At 68.6% G+C, this 17,709-nt stretch carries 23 protein-coding genes; 15 read left to right on the top strand and 8 right to left on the bottom strand.

Annotation, left to right across the window (positions count from 1 at the left end; genetic code table 11):
- The first annotated feature begins 15 nt into the window (after positions 1 to 15).
- The gene (locus ACIQF0_RS25255) at positions 16 to 1,326 is read left to right on the top strand and encodes a hemolysin family protein (protein WP_401033050.1); all 1,311 of its coding nucleotides are present in this window, start codon (positions 16 to 18) and stop codon (positions 1,324 to 1,326) included.
- Positions 1,323 to 2,348 carry a hemolysin family protein gene (locus ACIQF0_RS25250; RefSeq protein ID WP_401033048.1) on the top strand — a complete coding sequence of 342 codons (1,026 nt, stop codon included), beginning with the start codon at positions 1,323 to 1,325 and terminating at the stop codon, positions 2,346 to 2,348. Before ACIQF0_RS25255 ends, ACIQF0_RS25250 begins: the two co-directional genes overlap by 4 nt.
- Here the strand turns inward: ACIQF0_RS25250 and ACIQF0_RS25245 are convergent.
- Positions 2,345 to 2,677 (bottom strand): cupin domain-containing protein, encoded by a 333-nt coding sequence (locus ACIQF0_RS25245; protein WP_401033046.1) that lies wholly within the window; start codon positions 2,675 to 2,677, stop codon positions 2,345 to 2,347. The two genes, ACIQF0_RS25250 and ACIQF0_RS25245, sit on opposite strands and share 4 nt — an antisense overlap.
- Positions 2,677 to 3,453, bottom strand: coding sequence for a carbon-nitrogen hydrolase family protein (locus tag ACIQF0_RS25240; RefSeq protein ID WP_401033044.1), 777 nt, complete (start codon positions 3,451 to 3,453; stop codon positions 2,677 to 2,679). The genes ACIQF0_RS25245 and ACIQF0_RS25240 overlap by 1 nt, the downstream gene beginning before the upstream one ends.
- A 55-nt stretch (positions 3,454 to 3,508) precedes the next feature.
- Here ACIQF0_RS25240 and ACIQF0_RS25235 point away from each other — a divergent pair, with 55 nt between their 5' ends.
- Positions 3,509 to 4,126, top strand: coding sequence for a GntR family transcriptional regulator (locus tag ACIQF0_RS25235; protein WP_360032122.1), 618 nt, complete (start codon positions 3,509 to 3,511; stop codon positions 4,124 to 4,126).
- Here ACIQF0_RS25235 and ACIQF0_RS25230 read toward each other — a convergent pair.
- Positions 4,087 to 5,445: an MFS transporter gene (locus ACIQF0_RS25230; RefSeq protein ID WP_401033042.1), complete on the bottom strand. Its 1,359-nt coding sequence runs from the start codon at positions 5,443 to 5,445 to the stop codon at positions 4,087 to 4,089. The two genes, ACIQF0_RS25235 and ACIQF0_RS25230, sit on opposite strands and share 40 nt — an antisense overlap.
- Positions 5,446 to 5,491: 46 nt before the next feature.
- Here ACIQF0_RS25230 and ACIQF0_RS25225 point away from each other — a divergent pair, with 46 nt between their 5' ends.
- The 3 genes from ACIQF0_RS25225 (at position 5,492) to ACIQF0_RS25215 (ending at position 7,350) form a co-directional block, all read left to right on the top strand.
- Entirely contained in the window at positions 5,492 to 6,184 is a 693-nt protein-coding gene (locus ACIQF0_RS25225) for a DUF2848 domain-containing protein (RefSeq protein ID WP_401033040.1), read from the top strand.
- Between the two features lie 88 nt (positions 6,185 to 6,272).
- A complete protein-coding gene (locus tag ACIQF0_RS25220; RefSeq protein WP_401033038.1) occupies positions 6,273 to 6,869 on the top strand; it encodes a dihydrofolate reductase family protein in 597 nt (198 codons plus the stop codon).
- On the top strand, positions 6,847 to 7,350 hold the full coding sequence (locus ACIQF0_RS25215; protein WP_401033036.1) for a GNAT family N-acetyltransferase: 504 nt from the start codon (positions 6,847 to 6,849) through the stop codon (positions 7,348 to 7,350). The genes ACIQF0_RS25220 and ACIQF0_RS25215 overlap by 23 nt, the downstream gene beginning before the upstream one ends.
- 9 nt (positions 7,351 to 7,359) lie before the next feature.
- Here the strand turns inward: ACIQF0_RS25215 and ACIQF0_RS25210 are convergent, their stop codons facing one another.
- Positions 7,360 to 8,826, bottom strand: a complete 1,467-nt coding sequence (locus ACIQF0_RS25210) for a multicopper oxidase family protein (protein ID WP_401033034.1) — start codon at positions 8,824 to 8,826, stop codon at positions 7,360 to 7,362.
- A 138-nt stretch (positions 8,827 to 8,964) separates the two neighbouring features.
- Positions 8,965 to 9,621: an SDR family oxidoreductase gene (locus tag ACIQF0_RS25205; protein ID WP_401033032.1), complete on the bottom strand. Its 657-nt coding sequence runs from the start codon at positions 9,619 to 9,621 to the stop codon at positions 8,965 to 8,967.
- Positions 9,622 to 9,700: 79 nt separating this feature from the next.
- Here ACIQF0_RS25205 and ACIQF0_RS25200 point away from each other — a divergent pair, with 79 nt between their 5' ends.
- The 3 genes from ACIQF0_RS25200 to ACIQF0_RS25190 are packed head-to-tail and all read left to right on the top strand — an operon-like array spanning position 9,701 to position 10,744.
- On the top strand, positions 9,701 to 10,129 hold the full coding sequence (locus tag ACIQF0_RS25200; RefSeq protein WP_401033030.1) for a winged helix-turn-helix transcriptional regulator: 429 nt from the start codon (positions 9,701 to 9,703) through the stop codon (positions 10,127 to 10,129).
- The gene (locus ACIQF0_RS25195; protein WP_401033028.1) at positions 10,126 to 10,488 is read left to right on the top strand and encodes an Imm63 family immunity protein; all 363 of its coding nucleotides are present in this window, start codon (positions 10,126 to 10,128) and stop codon (positions 10,486 to 10,488) included. Before ACIQF0_RS25200 ends, ACIQF0_RS25195 begins: the two co-directional genes overlap by 4 nt.
- Before the next feature lie 10 nt (positions 10,489 to 10,498).
- Entirely contained in the window at positions 10,499 to 10,744 is a 246-nt protein-coding gene (locus tag ACIQF0_RS25190) for a hypothetical protein (RefSeq protein WP_093604692.1), read from the top strand.
- On the opposite strand, the gene ACIQF0_RS25185 is transcribed toward ACIQF0_RS25190, so the two are convergent.
- The gene (locus ACIQF0_RS25185) at positions 10,719 to 11,177 is read right to left on the bottom strand and encodes a DUF1801 domain-containing protein (RefSeq protein ID WP_401033026.1); all 459 of its coding nucleotides are present in this window, start codon (positions 11,175 to 11,177) and stop codon (positions 10,719 to 10,721) included. The two genes, ACIQF0_RS25190 and ACIQF0_RS25185, sit on opposite strands and share 26 nt — an antisense overlap.
- 133 nt (positions 11,178 to 11,310) lie before the next feature.
- Here ACIQF0_RS25185 and ACIQF0_RS25180 point away from each other — a divergent pair, with 133 nt between their 5' ends.
- Together ACIQF0_RS25180 and ACIQF0_RS25175 are read left to right on the top strand one after the other, a co-directional pair.
- Positions 11,311 to 12,069 carry a 3-methyladenine DNA glycosylase gene (locus tag ACIQF0_RS25180; protein WP_401033024.1) on the top strand — a complete coding sequence of 253 codons (759 nt, stop codon included), beginning with the start codon at positions 11,311 to 11,313 and terminating at the stop codon, positions 12,067 to 12,069.
- A 63-nt stretch (positions 12,070 to 12,132) separates the two neighbouring features.
- Positions 12,133 to 13,839 (top strand): substrate-binding domain-containing protein, encoded by a 1,707-nt coding sequence (locus ACIQF0_RS25175; protein WP_401033022.1) that lies wholly within the window; start codon positions 12,133 to 12,135, stop codon positions 13,837 to 13,839.
- 179 nt (positions 13,840 to 14,018) lie between these two features.
- On the opposite strand, the gene ACIQF0_RS25170 is transcribed toward ACIQF0_RS25175, so the two are convergent.
- Both ACIQF0_RS25170 and ACIQF0_RS25165 read right to left on the bottom strand, forming a co-directional pair.
- Positions 14,019 to 14,831 (bottom strand): aldo/keto reductase, encoded by an 813-nt coding sequence (locus ACIQF0_RS25170; protein ID WP_360032154.1) that lies wholly within the window; start codon positions 14,829 to 14,831, stop codon positions 14,019 to 14,021.
- Positions 14,819 to 15,790: a helix-turn-helix transcriptional regulator gene (locus ACIQF0_RS25165; RefSeq protein WP_401033020.1), complete on the bottom strand. Its 972-nt coding sequence runs from the start codon at positions 15,788 to 15,790 to the stop codon at positions 14,819 to 14,821. Before ACIQF0_RS25165 ends, ACIQF0_RS25170 begins: the two co-directional genes overlap by 13 nt.
- A gap of 49 nt (positions 15,791 to 15,839) precedes the next feature.
- On the opposite strand from ACIQF0_RS25165, the gene ACIQF0_RS25160 reads away from it, so the two are divergent.
- From ACIQF0_RS25160 to ACIQF0_RS25145, 4 genes are read left to right on the top strand one after another with little or no spacing between them, the layout of a single operon-like run.
- Positions 15,840 to 16,217 (top strand): DUF3224 domain-containing protein, encoded by a 378-nt coding sequence (locus ACIQF0_RS25160; protein ID WP_093604704.1) that lies wholly within the window; start codon positions 15,840 to 15,842, stop codon positions 16,215 to 16,217.
- Between the two features lie 2 nt (positions 16,218 to 16,219).
- The gene (locus tag ACIQF0_RS25155; protein WP_401033017.1) at positions 16,220 to 16,879 is read left to right on the top strand and encodes a maleylpyruvate isomerase family mycothiol-dependent enzyme; all 660 of its coding nucleotides are present in this window, start codon (positions 16,220 to 16,222) and stop codon (positions 16,877 to 16,879) included.
- Between the two features lie 11 nt (positions 16,880 to 16,890).
- Positions 16,891 to 17,496, top strand: coding sequence for a class I SAM-dependent methyltransferase (locus tag ACIQF0_RS25150; protein WP_401033015.1), 606 nt, complete (start codon positions 16,891 to 16,893; stop codon positions 17,494 to 17,496).
- Between the two features lie 12 nt (positions 17,497 to 17,508).
- Positions 17,509 to 17,691, top strand: a complete 183-nt coding sequence (locus ACIQF0_RS25145) for a hypothetical protein (protein WP_360032169.1) — start codon at positions 17,509 to 17,511, stop codon at positions 17,689 to 17,691.
- The last annotated feature ends 18 nt before the right edge of the window (positions 17,692 to 17,709 follow it).

Raw genomic sequence — 17,709 nt, 5'->3', positions numbered from 1 at the left:
GCTTGGAGCGCGTAGGTGACCGGAATACTTCTGAGCGTGCTCGGTCTGGTCGCCGTCGTGGCGCTGACCGCGGGCACCTTCATCGCGGTGGCGGCGGAGTTCTCGCTGACCGCGCTGGAACGAAGCACCGTCGAACGCCATGTCGCCGAGGTCGGTGACGCGAAGGCGCGAACCATCGACCGTGCGCATCGCACTCTCTCGTTCCAGCTCTCCGGCGCACAGCTCGCCATCACGCTGACCACGCTGATCACCGGTTACATCGCGGAGCCCGCGATCGCGAACCTGATCGAGCCCGGGCTCACCGCGGTGGGCGTGTCCGAACCCGTGGCCGACTGGTTGTCGCTGGCCCTCGCGCTGGCGATCGCCACGGCGTTGTCGATGGTGTTCGGCGAGCTCGTGCCCAAGAACCTGGCGATCGCGAAGCCCCTGGAGACCGCGCGCGGCGTGGTCAGCATCCAGGCGGGGTTCTCCACGGTCTTCCGCTGGTTGATCAACTGGATGAACAACTCGGCGAACTGGCTGGTCCGGCGCCTGGGCGTAGAGCCGGTCGAGGAGCTGGCGTCCGCGCGGTCACCCGAGGAGCTCGGCGCGCTGGTGCGCAGTTCGGCCGAGCACGGCACGCTGGACCAGGGCACCGCGGTGCTGCTGGACCGGTCGCTGCGCTTCGGTGACCGCACGGCCGGCGAGCTGATGACGCCGCGCGTGCGGGTCGAGGCGTTGCGCGCCGACGCGTCGGTCGCGGATCTCGTGCTGAAGGCGCGGGAGACCGGCTTCTCGCGGTTCCCGGTGCACAACGGCTCGCTGGACGAGGTGAGCGGCATCGTGCACGTGAAGCAGGCGTTCGCCGTGCCTTCCGCTTTGCGCGTGTCCACTCCCCTGTCGGCGTTGACCCGGCCCGTGTACTCGGTGCCGGAAACGCTCGAAGGCGACGCGTTGCTGGACCGCCTGCGGGCGTCCGGGCTGCAGACCGCGCTGGTCGTCGACGAGTACGGCGGCACGGCCGGGCTGGTGACGCTGGAGGACGTGGTCGAGGAGATCGTCGGCGACGTGCGCGACGAGCACGACCGCGGCGAGGCGGCGCCGGTGCGCTCGCTGGGCAAGGACAGCTGGATCGTGTCCGGGCTGCTGCGCGACGACGAGGTGGCCGAGGCGACCGGGTTCGCGATGCCCGAGGGCGACTACGAGACGCTGGCCGGCCTCGTGCTGGCGCGGCTCGGGCGGATTCCGGACGTCGGCGACGAGATTCGCGTCGACGGGTGGAGGGTGACCGTCATGAGGATGGACAAGCACCGCGTGGCCGAGCTGCGGGTGGTGTCGTCCTCATGAACTTCCTCGTCATCGCTTTGCTGCTGGCAGGGAACGCCTTCTTCGTCGGTGCCGAGTTCGCGGTGATCACCGCGCGCCGGGACCGGCTGGAAGCGTTGGCGGACAAGGGTTCCTCGCGGGCCCGCACCGCGATCAAGGCGTCGCAGCAGCTGCCGTTGCTGATCGCGGGCGCGCAGCTGGGCATCACGTTGTGCTCGCTGGGGCTGGGTGCGATCGCCGAGCCCGCGCTGGCTTCCGTTCTGGAGGGGCCCCTCGGCGCCGTTGGGTTGCCGTTGGCCGTGGTGCACGGTGTGGCGTTCGCGGTGGCGTTGGTCATCGTCGTCGCGCTGCACACGATCCTCGGCGAGATGGTGCCGAAGAACCTCGCGATCGCCGGTCCCGAACGGGCCGCGGTGTGGCTGGTTCCGGTGCACTACGGGTTCTCGCGGATGATCGCGCCGGTGCTGGCCCTGTTCAACGCCGTGGGCCGGTGGGTGCTGCGCCGCTTCGACGTGGAGCCGGTCGACGAGCTGGAGTCGGCCTACACGCCGGACGAGCTCGCGTTGCTGATCGGCCAGTCCCGGTCCGAAGGGCTGCTGGAGGACTCGGAGCACCGGCGGCTGGCGCAGACGCTGTCGTCCGCCGCGCGCACGGTCGCCGATGTCCTGGTGCCGTTGGAGAAGCTGACGACGGTGTCGGCCACGCCCACCGTGGGCGAGATCGAGAACGTGGTCGCGACGACCGGGTTCTCGCGCTTCCCGGTGCTCGCCGAGGCCGGCCTGATCGGGTACCTGCACGTCAAGGACGTGCTGGACCTGGAGGGCGCGGAGACGTCGGTGCCACGTGACCGAGTGCGCGGGTTGCCGGAGGTGCCCGTCGACGCCCGTCTGGACGAGGCGCTGGCCGCGTTGCGCCGGGCGCAGTCCCACCTCGCGCGCGCGGTGGCCGCTGATGGCACGGTGATCGGTGTCGTGGCGTTGGAGGACCTGGTGGAGGAGTACGTGGGCACCGTGCGCGACGGCACCCACGTGCGCTGGGTCTAGGCGCTGGGGGCTGTGCGGATTTCCAGCATCGTGCAGCCCTCGTCCGTCCGATAGGGACCGTGGGGCATTCCGGGGCGGCGGCTCGCGAAGTCGCCAGCCCGGAACGTTCTGCCCAGCGTGAGGTCGGTGAGGTCGCCTTCCAGCAGGTAGACCTCTTCGTGGTAGTCGTGGCGGATCACGTCTTGGGTCTCCAGTCCCGGTTCCCAGCGCGCGATCCTCGTGAGGGTCGAGGTGTCCGGGTCGCGGCTCAGCACGCGTTCGGCGATGCCTTCGTCGGCCGGGCGCCAGTCGATCGCCTCGACCGGGAAGAACTCGTGTTCCTCGCGCATCACAGCCTCCGGTTCGCCAGCACGGGCAGCTTCGCGCGGACCTCGCCGACCAGCTGAACGTCCACATCGGACAGAATCGTGCCGGGGGTTCCGTCCAGTCGCTCGCGCACGGAGCCGAGCGGGTCGATCGCGGCGCTGCGGCCGATTCCCGTGGGGGCGGAACCGTAGTCGGCGTCGGGGTCTGCCTGACCACACGCGAGGACCCAGGACGTCGCGTCCAGGGCACGGGCTTGGACCAGCAGGTCCCACTGGTCGGCCTTGCCGGGGCCCGCTCCCCAGGAGGCGCCGAGCAGGATGACGGGCGCGGTGGCGGCGAGGGCGCGGAAGAGTTCGGGGAACCTGACGTCGTAGCAGGTGGCGAGGCCGATCGTGGTGCCGTCGACCTCGAACGTCACCGGCTTCTCGCCCGGGGTGACGGTGTCGGACTCGCGGAAGCCGAACGCGTCGAACAGGTGGATCTTGTCGTAGCCCAGGTGCAGGCCCGCGCCGGTGACGAGGGTGGTGTTGGCGACCCGGTCTCCCTCGCCGGGCGTGAACATCCCGGCGATCACGACGACGTTGTGCTCGTCGGCGATGCCGCGGACCGCCGTCGCCCACGGGCCGTCGAGGGGTTCGGCGATCGGCGTCAGTGGCACGCCGAAACGGCACTGAGTGGCTTCCGGGAACTGCACGACGCGTGCGCCGTTCGCAGCAGCAGCGGCTACCTCGGCGCGGACGGTGGCAAGGTTTTCCTGCGGATCAGCGGTGGAGCTGATCTGGCAGAGCGCGAAGCGCATGATCCTCCTCTGGTATACATGTTGTATGCAGGGTGCGGCCAAAGAGAGCGACAGCTTGTCTGGCAGAGAAAAGGCCTACGAGTTCCTCAAGGACACGATCCTCGCGGACCCTGAGATGCAGGGGCGGTTCATCAGCGAGCAGGACGTCGCCAACCAGATCGGCGTCTCCCGCACGCCGATCCGCGAGGCCCTGCTGCTGCTCGCCGCCGAAGACCTCGTCCAGCTCGTGCCGAAGAAGGGTGCGTACGTCGCGCCGTTGTCCTCGCGGCAGATCAGCGAGTTGATGGAACTGCGCGGCATCGTCGAGCGGTACGCCGCCGAGCGCACGATCTCCGAGGGCACCGTCCCGTTGCGGCAGATGCAGGAGCTCATCGAGCAGCAGCGGTTCCTGGTCGAGGACGCGCGGCAGTTCATCGACGTCGACAGGCAGTTCCACGCGCTGCTGGTGGCGGCGACGGGCAACGAGCTGCTGACGAAGACCTACGAGGGGTTGCGCGCACGGCAGGTGCGCGCGGGTGTGGTCGCGTTGTACCGGGCGCACGGCAGGCAGCAGGCCGTGATCGACGAGCACGACGAGATCGTGGCCGCGCTCGAGTCCGGGGACGTCGGCGCGGCCACCGCGGCGATCACCGCTCACTTGGACACCACGTTGAAGGTGCTGCTCAACGGCTGATCTTGGGGCTGATCCTCGGCGTCGTCCTGGGGATTGCGGCCCAGCTTGAGGCCGACCAGCGTGACCACGCACGCCACCGTGACGTAGAGGCCGACGACCACCCACGTGCCGAACCCGGCCAGCAGCGCGGTGAACAGCAACGGGGCGATGGCGCCGCCGATCACGCCGGCCAGCGTGTAGGCGAGCGAGCTTCCGGTGTAGCGCAGGCGTTCGGTGAACTGCTCGGAGATGAACGCGGCCTGCGGCCCGTACATGAACGCGTGGAAGCCCAGCCCCACCACGACGCCGAGCACGATCAGCGGCCACGACTTCGTGTCGATCAGCGGGAACAGCACGAACGGCCAGATCGCGCCGCACACCGCGGCCGCCGCGTAGAGGCCGCGCCGGTTGACCCGGTCGGACAGCCAGCCGGCGAACGGCATCAGGAACAGCTGGAAGCCCGAGGCGATCAGCACGGCGACCAGGCCGACGTTGCGCGGCAGCTTCAGCTGGGTCGTGAGGTAGGTCAGCACGAACACGGTGTGCAGCGCGTACAGCACGTCCGGGCCGACACGGCACAGCACGGCGGCGATCAGCGGCCGGGTCTGCGTGCGGAACACCTCGCTGATCGGCGCGGTCGGACGGTCGCCGCGGGCCTCGATCGCCTTGAAGACCGGGGTCTCCTCCAGCTTCACCCGGATCCACAGGCCGAAGATCACGAGCACCGCGGACAGCAGGAACGCCACCCGCCAGCCCCACGACATGAAGGCCTCGTCCGACAGCGCGACGCCGAGGAGCGCGAGCACGCCGTTCGCCATCAGGTTGCCGGCGGGCGGGCCGATCTGGGCGGCCGACGCCCAGAAGCCGCGTTGCTCCGGATTGCCGTACTCGCTGGACAGCAGCACCGCGCCGCCCCACTCGCCGCCGAGGCCGACGCCCTGCGCGAACCGCAGCAGCACGAGCAGCACACCGGCCGCGGGACCGATCGCGGCGTGCGTCGGCAGCAGACCGATGAGCAGCGTCGCGATACCGGTGATCAGCAACGTCGTGACGAGCACGCGTTTGCGGCCGATCTTGTCGCCGAGGCGGCCGAACAGGAACCCGCCCAGCGGCCGGGACAGGTAGCCGACGGCGTACGTCGAGAACGCGAGCAGCGTCGCGGTCAGCGGTTCGGAGCTCGGGAAGAACAACGGGCCGAGCACAACGGCCGCGGCGACGTTGTAGATCGCGAAGTCGTACCACTCCAGGGCGGTACCGGAGAGCGAGGCCACGAACGCCCGCACCAAGGCGGAACGAGGTACGTCCTGTGGCGTCGGTGTCGTTGCTGTGTGGGGCGGCATGCGGTAATACTGCCTGTATACAACTCGTATGCGCAAGGAGTACCGCATGTCTACTGCTCGTACACAGCTCGCCACGCTGGTCTTCGACCTTCCCGGCGGCGAGGTCGCCGAGGTCGCCGTGACGACCTTGCTGAACGGCGGATACGCAGGTCGCAGCCAGGACGACGTGGCCGCTCACGTGCGCGAACTCGCCGAGCTGGGCGTGCCGGCGCCGTCCGTGACGCCGAGCCTCTACCCCGTGTCGCCGTACCTCGCGCAGCAGACCTCGACGGTTCCCGCGCAGCACGGCAAGACGTCCGGCGAGGCCGAATGGGCGTTGATCGTCACTGATTCAGATGTGCTTCTGACGGTCGCATGCGACCACACGGACCGCGCGCTGGAAGTGCACGGCGTCGCGTGGAGCAAGAACGCCGGCCCGGACGTGCTGGGCCGCAAGGCGTGGCGGTTGTCCGAGGTGGCGGACCGGATCGACGCGATCGAGCTCACCGCGTGGGCGGACGGCGTGGAGATCCAGCGCGGCACGCTCGCCGAACTGCTGACCCCGCAGTACTGGGTGGAGCGGTTGCGCGAACTGGGCCTGCTCAAGCCCGGCACCGTGCTGCTGTCAGGCACGATCCCGATGCATCACGGCGTGGACCAGTTCGCGTCGAAGTGGCGCGTCGAGCTGCGTGATCCGGCGACCGATGACGTCCTCGACTGCGACTACGAGGTGACGAGGCTGCCCGACCCCATCGGCTGAGCCCGGTATGCGCCCGCGGACGCGTGTCGATTCCGGCGGGACCGCGTTCGACGCCCCCGTGAAGGAACCACGACAGGGAGGCACGGTCATGGGCAAGGTCTACACGGGAGCCAGCACCTCGATCGACGGTTACGTCTCGGGTCCGGACTTCTCCGGCTTCGACAAGCTGTTCGCCTGGTACGAGGCGGGCGACGTGGCGTTCACCGTCCCGACCGGCGCCATGACGGTCAACCTCACGCCGGCCAGCGCCGCGTACTTCGGCGGGCTGATCCAGGAGACCGGCGCGTTGGTCGTGGGGCGCAAGCTTTACGACTTCACCAACGGCTGGGGCGGTCAGCACCCGATGGGCGTGCACACCGTCGTGCTCACCCATCGGCCGTTGGAGGACAACGAGCACTTCACGTTCGTCACCAGCGGCATCGAGGAAGCCGTTGCGGTGGCACAGAAGCACGCGGGCGGGAAAGTCGTCGGCCTGAACTCCGGCGAGATCGCACGGCAGGGGATCGACGCGGGCCTGGTGGACGAGATCTTCCTGGACCTGGTGCCGGTGATCCTCGGCGGAGGCACGCCGTTCTTCGCGCCCGGCAAGGGTTATGAGCTGGAGGGCCCGGTCTCGGTAATTGAGAGCGCCTCCGTCACGCACCTGCGCTACAAAGTGAAGTATGAAGCTCCGGAGACTGAGTGACGCCGACGCGACGGAGCTGTTCCAGGCCATCACGGAGTCGCTCCCGCATCTGAGGCTGTGGATGCCCTGGGCGGCCAACGGCTACGACGCCGCGATGCTGACGGAATTCCTCGCCGGAGCCGCGGCGGGCTGGGACAGCGGCACGGTGTTCCCCCACGCCATCACCGTCGACGACGCGATCGTCGGTCTGGTGACCGCGAACCGGAACCGCGGGGACGATCTCGTGGAGATCGGCTACTGGCTTCATCCCGCGCACACCGGGCAGGGCCACGCCACGGCGGCGACCGCGGAGCTGGTCGAGTTCGCGTTCGCGCTGGACGGCGTGCGCAGGATCCAGATCTGGCACGACGAGGCCAACGTCGCGAGCAGCGGTGTGCCGCGGCGGCTCGGGTTCACCGAGATCGACCGCCGCACACCGCCGCGCGAACCCGCGATCGGCAACCGGGTCGGGGTGGACGTGGTGTGGGAGCTGCGCCGGTGAGGAACGCGGCTAGGGCACGATTTCGAGCTGCGCCATCATGCCGATCCACGAGTGTTCGAGGAAGTGGCAGTGGTAGACGTAGCGGCCGGTGTAGCCGGTGAACGTCGCCTGCACCTTCACGGTCTCGCCCGCCGTGATCGGGATGGTGTCCTTGAGGCCCGCGTCGCTCGGGTGGGGCGGGCCGCCGCCGCGTTCCAGCACGCGGAACTGGACCAGGTGCAGGTGGAAGTTGTGCTTGACGCCGGTCGGGTCGGAGCTCTTGATGAGCCAGGTCTCGGTGGTGCCGCGTTTGACGGTGAAGTCGACGCGGTCCATGTCGAAGATCTTGCCGTTGATCACGCCGTCGGGGCGGTCGTTGGGCTTGAAGACGTAGAACAGGTCGACCTCGCGGTCCACTGTGGACAGCGGCAGCGCGGGCAGCGGGCGCAGGACGGCGGGGACGCGGCTCGAGTCCGAGGCGCGGCGGACGACGTCGAAGCGGAGGATCTCGCCGCCCACGGAGTCGGTCAGCGTCACCTTCGAGCCCACCGGGTACTTCGAGAAGTCGATGACGACGTCGGCGCGTTCTGCTGAGGAGAGCAGGATCTCCTCGGTCTCGACGGAACTGGCGTAGAGGCCGCCGTCGGATCCGATGCGGGTGAACCTGTCGCCGGTCAGTCTGAGGTGGAAGACGCGCTGGTTCGCGGTGTTGATCAGGCGGAAGCGGTACTTGCGGGCGGCGACCTCGAAGTAGGGCTGGGGCACGCCGTTGGCGAGGACCGTGGTGCGCTTGCTCGGGTCGTCGAAGACCACGATGTTGCCGCTGTCGTCGAACTGGATGTCGCGCAGCATGATCGGGACGTCGTAGGCGCCGGACGGGAGGTTCAGGCCCTTTTCGGAGTCGTCCTCGATCACGTAGGCGCCGTGCAGTCCCAAGTAGACGTGCGCGGCTTCGGTGCCGTGGCTGTGGTCGTGGTACCAGAGGGTCGTGCCCTGCTGGGTGTTCGGGTAGAGGTAGAGGCGGCTGCGGCCGGGCTCGATGAGGTCCCTCGGGTGGCCGTCGTGCTCGGCCGGCACGTGGCCGCCGTGCAGGTGGACGTTCGCGGCCTCGTCCATCTTGTTCTGGAACAGGATCAGGGTCTTGCGGCCCGTCCTGGCCTTGATCGTCGGGCCGACGAACTGACCGCCGAAGCCCATGACCGGCGACTGCAGGCCGGGCAGGATCTCGGCGGTCGTGCGTTCGATCGAGAGCTGGTAGACCTCCTGCTTCGAGGTGGACACCAGCGGTTTGAGCACGGGTGGCACGGGCATCGGGCGTGTCCACGGAACTATTTCCGGTCTGGTGCCCGAAAACGTCTTCGACTCGTGGAACGCCACCGGCTCGTGCGCGGCGTGCGTCGTGTCCTCGTGCCCCTCGGCCGGCGCGAGCAGCTTCGGCACCCCGAACACACCCGCCGCGATTCCGCCCGCGGCGAGCACACCTCGTCTGTTGAGCATCACTGTTCCCCTAAGCGCCCCAGGCGGATGCGATCAGGAGAACGCTCCCGCAGCGGTTGGATGCGGCGGAAACCTACGCCGGGCGCTCAGGGGTAACACCTAGTTCCGAGACGGGCTCACGTGTGCAGGCCGACCGTCTCAAGAGGCCAGTGAGGCCTTCACCGCACGGGTGCCCTCGTCCGCGAGCACCTCGTCATCACCGTTCTGAATCGCTTGCAGCACTTGCGAAACGACATCCTCCGGCGCGACCTTGGGCGCCTCGATGTGCGCCGCCATGTCGGTGTCGATGTAGCCGACGTGCACGCCGACCACCTTGGTTCCCTGCTCCCGCAACACATCCCGCGTGGACTTCGTGAACGACCACGCCGCCGCCTTGGACGCCGCGTAACCACGGGCCGCCGGGTAGCCGACCCACGACAGGATGCTCAGCACGTTGACGAGAGTGCCGCCGCCATTGGCTTTCAGAATGGGCGCGAACGCGTCCGTCGTGCGGACGAGTCCGTAGAAGTTGACCTCGAATTCTGCCTTGATGCTGTCAACCGCCTCGCCGGAACCGGTGACCCCGGCGTTGTTGATGACGATCGTGACGTCCCCGAGCTCCTTCGCCGCAGCCTCCACGGAAGCGTCGTCGGTCACGTCCAGCCGGATCCCGGTCACACCTTCGTCCACAACGGACGCCGGGTTGCGCGCGCCGCCGTAGACCTTCGCGCCGCGCTTCACGAACTCCTGCGCGAACGCCCTGCCGAGCCCGCGGTTGGCGCCGGTCACCAGCACCACTGCACCGTCGAAGTCCATCACTACCTCCTGAGTTGGATTTCCAAACTCACGTTAGCCGGGTAAGTTGGATTTGCCAACTCACTGCTAGGATGGTCACATGTCCCCTCGAAGCTGTTCCATCGCGAACGCACTGGAGGTAGTAGGTGAGCGCTGGTCACTGCTGGCGTTGCGCGAGGTCTTCCTCGGCAGCACCCGCTTCGACCAGATCGCCGCGAACACCGGCGCCTCCCGCGACGTGCTGACCGTGCGGCTGAAGAAGCTGGTAGCGGCCGGCGTGCTGGAGAAGCACCAGTACTCCGAGCACCCGCCACGGCACGAATACCTGCTCACGGACACGGGCCGCGCACTGCACAACGTGATGCTCGTGCTCAAGGAGTGGGGCGACACCTACGTGACGGAGGGCCCTCTCCCCCTCGTGTGGGAGCACTCGTGCGGCGCGGTGCTGGAGCCACGCGTCGTCTGCGCGGCGTGCGGCGAGGAGGCGACGGTGGAGTCGCTCACCCGTGCACCGGAGTCGGCGGCGTGACCGACCTCGCGGCGCGACTGGAAGCACTGAGGGTGCAGGTCGGCGCCACCTGGATGATCGGGTTCGAGAACTTCGACGGCGGTCACCCGTTCATCGAGGTGTCCGAGGGGCCGGTGTACCGGCTCTTGGCCTACGAGCGCGGGCAGCGGCTGTACGCGAGAGAGACCCGCAAGCTCGACGAGATCCTCTACTGGGCCCTGTTCGAGGTCACTCGAAGCATGGCGTACGCGTGGGCGGTGCAGAATCCGGTGGAGGGTGAGGAGCAGCGGTTCACCGCGTTCCGGCGTCAGGACGAACTGCTCGAAACGCTGGACCCGCGATGGGTGGAGCGCGCGCGGGCGTCGAGGCCGACCCACTAAGTTGGGCGGTATGAGTGAGGACGACGAGGACGAGTTCGCCGAGGACGACGACTTCGAGGACGAGGAAGACCCGGACGACCTCTTCGCCGTCACGCCTGAGCCGCGCACGGTCTGCCACCTGTGCGGGGGTGCGAGTTACATCGCGGCGCCGACGCTCGCGATCATCGGTGGCGCGCCGCGGACCGTGGACAACGGGCGGGAGTGCCCGCACTGCGCCGGCGCGCGGACGTTCACCGGGCTCGTGCCGCCGCTTTAGCCCTGTTCTCGGCGTGCCAGTCGAGGAACTCCTGGACCGAGAGGCGGGCCACCTCGTCGCCGACGACGTCGAGGGCCAGGTCTGACGCTCGCTTGTAGCGGACGCAGGCCTTGCCCATGTCGAGCTTCTTGCCGGTCTCCGCCCACCTGGCGCGGAACGACTCCTCGAACTCCTCCATCACCGTGGTGAGGTAGACGGAGTGGTAGCGCTTCTGGGCGCCCAGGGCGACGTAGAGGAGCGGCTTCTTGTTGTAGGTCGGGCCGCTCACCTCCAGCGGCACGCCGTAGGTGATCAGTCCCCAGTCCATGGCCTCGACGTAGCCGTCGGGGAGGTTGGCGAGGATGACGTCGCGCACGGCCTCGATCTCGGCACGCTGCTCATCAGGCAGTTCGGCGAGGTACTGGGCGACCGTGGAGGCCTGGCTCTTCACCATGCGCGTACGGTAATCGCTCGTGGAGGTCCTGTCCCGAGCCCAATGGCACGAACTGCGCGATTCGCACATCGCACGCATACGCCGGTTCACGGGGCCGCATCAGGAGCGGAAGCTTCGCAAAGAGAAGCACCCGGTGATGGACTTCCTCTTCACCTACTACAGCCATCGGCCCGTGCGGCTCGAACGGTGGCATCCGGGGCCTGGGGTCGTCCTGGAGGACGCCGCGGAGTATCTGGAGTTTCCGCACTACAAGGCCACCGAAGACGGCGTCGCGCTCGACGTCGGGAGCTTTGTCGGGCAGCGGGCCAAGACGCTGGAGTTCGTCCAGGCACTGCTCACGGCGACGCTCTCGAGGCCTGCGCGGCTGGGCTGCTTCGGGCTGCACGAGTGGGCGATGGTCTACCGGCAGCAGCCCGAGGAGGTCCGACACAACGCGTGGCCGTTGCGCCTGGGCAGTGACGGCACGGACCAGGTGGTCGAGACGAGCCGGATCCAGTGCGGGCACTTCGACGCGTTCCGCTTCTTCACGCCACCCGCTCGGCCGCGTAACGCTCTGCAGCCCACTCGCGACGATCAGTTGCTGAACGAACAACCAGGGTGCCTGCACGCGACCATGGACCTGTTCAAGTGGGCCTACAAACTGGAGCCCGCGACACCGTCGGAGCTGGTCGCCGACTGCTTCGAACTGGCCGCTGACGTGCGCGAACTGGACATGCAAGCTTCACCTTACGATCTGGCGGGACTCGGGTACGGGCCGGTGCGGATCGAGACGCCGGAGGGGCGTGCGGAGTACGCGCGCAGGCAGGCGGAGTTCGCTGAGCAGGCACGACCGTTGCGAGAACGGCTCATCTTCGTTTGCCAGTCGATACATGGAGTGACTTCACTTCGCTGACGAAGTTCACCTGTTAGCGTGATTGGCGGTCGTCGGGGGCCGCTGAGTAGTTGTGAGGGATCGATGTCTCGACACCGCACTCTGCGGGCGAAGGTGAAGCGCGGAATCGCCAAGTGGCCCGTGCTCATCGTCGTGCTCGTGGTGTTGCTTGGCCTCAGCTGGCTCGCACTGTCGTGGGCCGGTGACGTGCTCGACAAGCGCTCGCAGGCCATTGCCCAGAACTGCAGCGAGGGCGACTCGGTGCTGCGCGTCGCCGTGACGCCGAGCATCGCGGAGGCCGTGCGGGACGTTGCGCGCGCGTACAGCGCGACACGGCCCGTTGTGTACGACCACTGCATCGCTATCGAAGTGACTTCCGCGGACTCCTCCGCGGTGCTGGAAGGCCTGACGACGACCTGGGACGAGTCGAAGCTCGGCAAGCGGCCCCACGCGTGGCTGCCCGACTCGACGCTCTGGGCGAACCGGCTGTCCGCGCTGAACGCGAAGCTGGTCGGCGCGGCGCCGAAGTCCGTCGGCACGTCACCGGTGCTGCTCGCGGCTCCCGAGGCCGCCGCACCGGTGTTGAAGGACTTCCGCTGGTCGGACATGCCTCAGGTGACGGACTGGAGCAAGTACGGCCAGTCCTGGGGCCGGTTCAGCGTCGCGATGCCCGATCCGGCCGCGAACACGGCGTCCGCGCTCGCGATCCAGTCGGCACTGGCCGGTGGCGTGGGTCCCGTCACGCCGGAGTCGCTCGGGTCGGACGCCTCGAAGTCCGCGCTGACGAAGCTCGCGGCCACGGTGCCGCCGGAGGTGCCGCCGACGACGCGCGACGCGTTGCGGCGGCTGGGCGACAGCGCGACGGTCAACGCGGCGGGCTTCTCGGCCACGCCGGTGTCCGAAGTGGACCTGTTCAAGCACAACACGGGCAAGGAGGCCCCGTCGAAGCCTCTGGTCGGCGTGCTGCCGGCCGGACCGGCACCGGTGGCGGACTTCCCGTACGTGGCGCTGGGCGGAACCGAGGTCGGTGAGGCGGAAGTGCGTGCGGCGCAGGCGTTCCGCGACTTCATGACCGAACCGAAGCAGCAGGCCATCCTGGCCGCCGGTGGCTTGCGGGTCGAGTCCACTCAGGACCGCCCGTCGCCCTCGCCGGGCGTGTCCTGGTCCCCTGTCACGGAGAACCTCGTCGCCGCCGACGCGACGACCACCCAGCAGATCTCCTCGGCCTGGGCGTCGGCGGACCGCGGAGGACAGGTCGTCACGGTGCTGACGGACGTGTCCACGTCGATGAAACCCCGGCTGGACAAGGTGAAGGCGGCCCTGCGCGGCCAGGTCGACCGATCGGTGTCGGGCTCGTTCGGGCTGTGGGAGTTCGCCCGCGACCTCGACGGGTCGAAGCCGCACAAGCAACTGGTCGCGACCGGGCCCGTGGCGGACAAGCGCGACGCGTTGCGCAGGTCGATCGACGCGCTCAAGACCGCAGAGGGTTCGCAGCTCTACAGCGCGCTCGCGGCCTGCTACGAGACCGCGCACGACGGGTTCGTGGCCGGGCGGGTCAACCGGGTCGTGGTGATCACCGACGGCACCTCGGACGGCGGGATCGACCTGGCGGCGCTGAAGTCGCAGCTGCACGGGACGGACCTGCCGGTCAGCTTCATCGCGATCGGCGGCGACGTCGACAAGGCGGCGCTGACGGACATCGCGCAGACGACCGGCGGGTCGGTGTCGGTGGTGGAGAACGTGGACGGCGTGGAGGCGGCGCTCGGTCAGGTGCTGTCGACGAAGGCCTGACCGAGGCGCGCGGCTCCAGGGCCTGTATCGAAAGTCTGGTTCGATGAGAGCTGCGCTTGAGGTGGTTCCTGGTGGTGCGGCCGGATGGCCCGCGTACCGGTGTTGTACGTGGATCGTCCGGCCGTGCCGCCAGGGGCCCCTCGGGCCCGGCTGTCGCGGATCAGACTTCGATACAGGCCCTAGGCGGCGTTGAAGCGGTCGGGGTCCGGGCCGGTGCGGGTGCCGTTGTCGAGCTCGGTGATCACGAGCATGTCGTCCTGGGCCAGCTCGAAGTCGAAGATGTCGATGTTCTCCTTGATCCGGTACGGCGTGACGGACTTCGGGATCACGACGATGCCGAGCTGGACGTGCCAGCGCAGCACGATCTGGGCCGGCGTCTTGCCGTACTTCTCGGCCAGGCCGACGATGTCGGGCTCGCGCAGCAACGCGCCCTGCCCGAGCGGCGACCACGCCTCGGTGACGATGCGGTGCGTCACGTGCACCTTGCGCATCTCTTCCTGTTGCAGCAACGGATGCAGCTCGATCTGGTTCACCGCCGGGGTGGTCGGGAACTCGTCGAACAACCGCTGCAGGTGTGCGGTGTGGAAGTTCGACACGCCGATCGCGCGCACGCGGCCGTCGGCGTAGAGCCGTTCCAACGCACGCCACGTGTCGGCGTACAGGTCGCGCTTGGGCGTCGGCCAGTGGATCAGGTAGAGGTCGAGCACGTCGCGGCGCAGGCGGCGCATGCTCTCGTCGAAGGCGCGCAGCGTGGAATCGTGGCCCTGGTCGGCGTTCCACAGCTTGGTCGTGATGAACAGGTCGGGGACGCCGGCGATGGCGTCGCCGACACCGGACTCGTTTCCGTAGGCGGCAGCGGTGTCGATGCTGCGGTAGCCGGCCTCGATGGCGGTCGTGACCGCGCCGGCCACCTGCTGCTCCGGCACCTGGTAGACGCCGAAGCCGAGTTGAGGGATCCGTACTCCGTTGTTCAACGAGATCAGCGGAACCATGCGGGTAGCTTCGCATCGTTGTAGACGTCGTGCATCGCCTTGATTGCGGCCACCAGTTCGCGTCTTACTTCGTTTGGTGCCAAGACTTCCACGTCCGCACCGAATTTGAGCAGGTCAGCGACGACGTGCCGGTGCGACTCCGTGGGGAAGCCGAACTCCTCCCCCGGTCGCGGTGCCGCGTCTCGAATGACGCGGGCCTGGTAGCCGCTGAGCAGGTACTGGGACTTGTCGAGGCCGGACCGCGTCATGCGGACCGTGACGCGCTCGCCGTACATGCGTGCCTCGAACTCCAGCGACCACTCCGCCCAGTACCGCGCGAGGTCGAAGTCCTTGGGACGTTCGAACTCCTCGGGTGTGGCCTGAAGGGACAGCACGCGCGAGACGCGGTAGGTGCGGCCGCTGCCGACGAAGTACCAGGTGCCCGCCTTCAGCACGAGCCCGTACGGGTCGACCTCGCGTTCGACGGTCTGGTTGCCCCAACGCAGGTAGGTCATCCGCACGCGGCGTTGCTCCCACACGGCGTCGGCGATCGTGGCGAGGTGCTCGGTGGGTTCGTCGCCGCGGAACCACGTCGGGGTGTCGAGGTGGAACCGCTGACGGATCTGGTCCGCCTTGTCGCGCAGCTCGGTCGGCAGCGCGGCGAGGAGCTTGAGCTGGGCGGCGGCCGCGAACTCCTTCAGCCCCAGCGCTTCGGCGGGTCCGGGGAGCCCGGCGAGGAACAGCGACTGCGCCTCGTCGGTGGTCAGGCCGGTCAGCCGGGTGCGGTAGCCGTCGACCAGCTGGTAGCCGCCGGCCGGGCCGCGGTCGGCGTAGACCGGGATGCCGGCGGCCGACAGCGCCTCGACGTCGCGGTAGATCGTGCGCGGCGAGACCTCCAGTTCGGACGCCAGCTCGTCGGCCGTCATCCGGCCCCTGGACTGCAGGAGCAGGAGGACCTGGAGGAGCCTGCCGGATTTCATTCCTCAAACCTGACACGATCTGTCAGGAATAGCCAGCAGAGTGGTCCCCATGAAGGCAACCGGAACCATCGAAGTGAAGAGCTGGGACGAGAAGACCTGGGACGGCCGGTCCTACAAGGAGGTCGAGGGACGCAAGCTGACCGAGGCGCACGTCCAGTTCGGCTACGCGGGCGACGTCAGCGGCGTCGGCAGCTGCCGGTACCTCATGTACTACGGCGACGACGTGGCGTGGACGACCGCGCTGGAGGAGATCGTGGCGGACGAGGGGACGCTCGTGCTGCGACACGTCGGCGCGTACCGGTCCTCTGTGGAGGCCGTCATCGAGATCGTCGACGGCACCGGGAAGTACCTGAACGCGCGAGGTGCGGTGACGGTGGACTGGGCGGAGGATGGCAGCGGCACCTACACCCTGGAGTACGAGGTCTGAGCATGACCAACGCCCCCATCTACGACGCGGCCAAGGCCCGGATCACCTCACTGGTCGAGGGACGTGATCCGCAGACGCCCGTGGCGGCGACGCCCGGCTGGTCGGTCAAGGACGTGGTGGCGCACCTCGCCGGCGGTCTGCGCGACTTCGTGGACCGCCGGTTCGACGGTGTCGAGTCGGGCGAGTGGGGTGAACGGCAGGTCCGCGACCGCCAGGACAACTCGCTGGAGGACGCCTTCGCCGAGTGGGACGCGAACCTCGCGCTGGCGCAGCCGTTGTTCGACACGCCGATGGGGCCGATCCTCGTGTCCGAGGTGATCGCGCACGAGCACGATCTCCGTGCGGCGCTGGGGGTTCCGGGCGATCGGGACGGCGTGGAGGTGCGGTCGGCGCTGGTGCGGCCGTTGCAGCAGCTCGACCAGCGGATGCGGGAGAACGACGTGCCGGCGTTGCGGATCACGCTGGAGCACGGGGACCGCGTGCTCGGGCACGGCGAGCCGGCCGGGACGTTGCGGACCACGTCGTTCGAGCTGATGCGGGCCATCGGCGGGCGGCGGTCGGCCGACCAGATCAAAGCTCTGGACTGGGACGGCGATCCGGACGTGTGGATCGCCGCGCTGGCGTTGTTCGGACGGCACCGGCCGGAGCCGTTCGAGGAGTAACTTCCCCCGGCGTGAGCGACTGGCTGGCGGACACCCGCGACTCCTACGACACGGTCTCGGTCAGCTATGCCGAGCAGACGCGCGATCTCCTGGACGGCCTCCCGCACCTGCGGGCGGCGCTGCGGTTGTTCGCGGAGGAGGTGCGCGGACCGGTCGCGGACGTCGGCTGCGGGCCCGGCATCATCACGGCGCTCCTGCACGGCCTCGGCGTGGAGGCGTTCGGGATCGACCTCTCCCCCGAGATGATCTCGCTGGCCCGGCGCAACCACCCCGGGCTGCGGTTCGAGGTGGGGTCGATGACCGAGCCGCTCGGCGAGCCGGTCGGCGGGATCATCGCCTGGTGGTCGCTGATCCACGTGCCGGACGAGCTCGTCCCCGTCGTCCTCGGGCACTTCCACCAAGCGTTGCGGCCGGACGGGTTGCTGCAGCTGGGTTTCCACGTCGGCGACGAGACGCGGCTCAAGACGCAGGGCTACGGCGGGCATCCGATGCGCGTGCACGTTCATCTGCGCAGGCCCGAGCGGGTGGCGGAATGGCTGCGGGAAGCCGGGTTCACCGTGGAGGCGCAGTGGTTGCTCGGCGACGACGGCGCGGTCCTGTTCGCACGGCGTGGGTGAGACCATTTGCGCGTGTCAGAAGAACAGACGTGTCAGCGGTGTGGTGAGACGGTCGAGCTGGAACGGGAAGACTTCGAGCTGTTCGAGCGGATGCATCCCGACTGCTTCCACTTCGCGTTCGAGCACGACGTGAACAAGCCCGGCATCAGCGCCGACGAGAACTGCGGCGACGAGGCCTGCCCGGTCGGAGCGTAGAAAAACGGGCGCACCCCC

Origin of the sequence: Lentzea sp. NPDC092896, from assembly GCF_044754905.1 — a bacterium.
GTDB lineage: Bacteria > Actinomycetota > Actinomycetes > Mycobacteriales > Pseudonocardiaceae > Lentzea.
This window is presented reverse-complemented; position numbering and strand designations above follow the sequence as displayed.